This window comes from Bacillus sp. P4_D3, from assembly GCF_056401855.1.
Genome location: NZ_JBFUIN010000346.1, coordinates 1 through 3384 on the forward strand (window position 1 = coordinate 1; position 3384 = coordinate 3384).

The window sequence follows — 3384 nt, forward strand, 5'->3', positions numbered from 1 at the left end:
ATCCTAAGTCATGTTCAATACGAGGCAATACTCATTTTCAGGAAAAAAATATTGAAAACTCCCTCTTAGACGCTGATTTATCCAAAAACATAGCTGATATTCAGAACATATTTCGTCAAGCACCTGATTTAGTAATTCGGCGGTTTCAAATAACAGTAGATGGATTAGAAGCAGCTTTAGTATATTTATCTGGATTAACAGATAAAGAATTGATTCAAAATCATGTTCTAAGTCCTTTGATGCATAGTGATTTTGATACCAATACAGAACTTCCAATTCCATTAGGACAAATTAAGATTATTAATACATTGAGTCAGATTGAAAATGCTATTTTTGGGGGAGATAGTGTTTTATTAATTCACAGTCGAACAACAGCACATCAACTGGATACAAAAGGATGGCCACAAAGAAGTGTTGAAGACGCTCATAACGAAATAGCTCTAAAAGGTGCACATCAAGCATTCATAGAAACGGGAAGTCAAAATATCGCAATGATTCGAAGGTATATTCCTTATCGTGAATTAACGATAAAAGAAATAGTAATTGGTGTACGAAGCAAAACCAGAATTTCTATTTTATATTTGAAAGATGTAGCTTCTGAAGATGTGCTGAAGGAATTAGAAACACGAATTCAAAATATTACAGTCGACGCTGTTGCTAGTAATGGCGAACTTATAGAATTCATTGAAGATAACCCTTACTCACCGTTTCCGCAATTTATATTAACTGAAAGACCTGATTTGGCAGTATCTCACATTCTACAGGGCAGATTTGTAACTGTAATGGATCATTCGCCTAATGTGTTAATTACTCCAACAAATTTTATTTCCTTTTTTCAAGGAGTGGATGATTACGGTACAAGGTGGTTAGTTGCTTCGTCTATTCGGGTGCTTCGTTTTATCGCCTTTATGATTGCTTTATTTTTACCTGCGAGTTATGTTGCGTTTATTTCCTTTAATTTTGAAGTTATTCCTGTAGAGCTGTATTTATCTATTGCAGAATCAAGAACACGCGTACCCTTTTCTCCAGTTATGGAAGCATTACTTATGGAAATAACATTGGAAACGATGAGAGAAGGGGCTTTAAGGATACCTACTCCGATCGGTCAGACAGTTGGAATTGTAGGTGGTATTGTTATTGGACAAGCGGCTGTTCAAGCGGGAATTGTAAGCAACATTATGATTATTGTTGTTGCTGTTACCGCCATCTCTTCTTTTGTTATCCCTAATTATGATATGGGAGCGGCAGTAAGATTTTTACGTTTTCCGATGATGCTAGCAGCTGCCTTATTTGGAATTGTTGGACTTGTTATCGGATGGATGACATTAATTGGACATCTAATCAGCCTTGAATCGCTAGGTACCCCTTACGGAACGCCATTAGCACCGTTTCGCTTTGCAGATATGAAAGATGCTTTTGTACGCTTTCCTTTATGGGCAATAAGAAGACGTCCTAAGGGTAAAAGAGCCATTCAATCTATTCGACAAGGAAAGAATCATAATAAAAGGTGAAATTATGAAAAAGTATGCCTATAATGAAATCACTCTTATGCAGTATATTGTTTTAATCAATGGAATGCAGGTGGCCACTGGCGTTTTATCGCTTCCCCGCGTGCTTGCAGAAAAAGCTGGAACAGATGGATGGATAGCAATATTGATTGGTTGGATATTCTCCACAATATCAGGTGTATTTATAGTGAAAACTGCTGCAAGATATCCCGAGGACACGATTTATGACATTCTTATACGATTGTTTGGAAAAATAGTAGGGAAAGCATTCGTTGTTATTTACATGATGTACTTCGCTTTTTATTCTTGTGTCGTTCTTGTGAACGCTATGCTTTATCTTAAGGGATGGCTTCTTCCAAAAACGCCTGACTATCTCGTTATCTTTTTATTTTCGATTCCTACCTTTCTTGTCGCACGTAACGGCCCTCGTATTATAGGGCGGTACTCCGAACTTACTTTTTATATGATGCTTTGGATTCCGTTATTTTTTTTGATACCTCTTAAAGAGAACGGAAGTTGGATGCCATTCTTTCCGCTCTTAAAAGAGGGGTGGAAACCTATATTTACGGCTGTACCGACCACTATTTTTGCTTATTTAGGATTTGATATTGCGTTCTTTTTATATCCCTTTTTACAAAAAAAACAGTATGCAGTCCATGGAATGGTTATTGCAAATACTTTAACGATGTTATTTTATTTATTTGCTACTTTTGTTTGCTTTGCCTATTTTAGCCCTGATAGCATTACGCAATTTAACCAACCAGTACTAAATTTACTTAAAGTAATTGAGTTTCGTTTTTTAGAACGTTTTGACATGATTTTATTGGCTCTTTACTTACCCGTTGTTTCCACAGCATGGATTCCCACCATATATTGCGCTGTATTTTGTTCAAGCCAATTACTTGGAAAACAAGACCACAGCTCTCATGTAGTTATTCTCTTATTGCTCATTATTGGATTCATATTTTGGACTCATCCTAGTTGGAATGAAGCCGAAATTTGGCAACAGGTATTATCGAATGCTGGATTAGGATTAACCTATATATTACCTATCATTTTATGGCTGTACTGCTATCTATATGAGAAGTTTCGCCAGGGGAGGATACATTGAAAAGAAAAGTACTATGTTGTATTTTGTTATCGGTATTCATGATGACTGGATGCTTTGATCAAACAAATGTTGAAGACGTTTCTCTTACTCTTGTTCTTGGTATCGATTTAGATCGTAATGATAATTTATTAGTGTATATATCAAGCCCTGTTTTCAATAAAGAAGCAAAGGTAAAAGAAGAAACTACTGTTGTGAAATCTGCTACGGTTCGAAAATCTAGAGACCAATTTGATGCTACTGTTATGGCACTTACCTCGGGAAGTAAAACACAGGTTATTTTAGTTGGAAAACGGTTACTGAAACAAAAAAATTGGATGAAATATCTCGATCCATTTTACCGAGATCCCAAAAATACAGTTACCACAAGGGTTGTTGCTGTAGATGGACCTGTTTCGGACGTCATCTTTTATAACCCAAAAGATAAGCCGCGTCTTCCTCTATATTTAACAAAACTAGTTGATACCGCCTCTTTAAGAAATATCACAGTAAAAACAAATCTTCAAGAACTACATGAACAAATAGCAGACAAAGGGTTAACAGCAAATATGACTGAGATGAAAAAAACGAAAAAAATATTTGTGACAGGTACAGCTTTGTTAGATGAAAAAGGAAGGTATAAATTAACACTAAAATACGATGAAAACAAATTATTACGCATTCTGCAACAAAGAACTACAGGTGATTTTCCATTTACAATTGCAATTAAACTAAAGTCGAATAGCCAGGATAAAGATTGGATAAGTTTTACTGCATATAATATTAAAG

The 3384-nt window shown here is 35.6% G+C and carries 3 protein-coding genes; all 3 read left to right on the forward strand.

Annotated elements, in window-relative coordinates:
* Positions 1-1511 (forward strand): spore germination protein (locus AC1DTM_RS20760; RefSeq protein WP_477000769.1); only part of this gene is annotated, 1511 nt, incomplete at its 5' end.
* Between the two features lie 4 nt (positions 1512-1515).
* Positions 1516-2619 carry a GerAB/ArcD/ProY family transporter gene (locus AC1DTM_RS20765; RefSeq protein WP_016105286.1) on the forward strand — a complete coding sequence of 368 codons (1104 nt, stop codon included), beginning with the start codon at positions 1516-1518 and terminating at the stop codon, positions 2617-2619.
* On the forward strand, positions 2616-3384 hold a 769-nt coding region (locus tag AC1DTM_RS20770), incomplete at its 3' end, for a Ger(x)C family spore germination protein (RefSeq protein ID WP_477000770.1). The genes AC1DTM_RS20765 and AC1DTM_RS20770, both read left to right, overlap by 4 nt.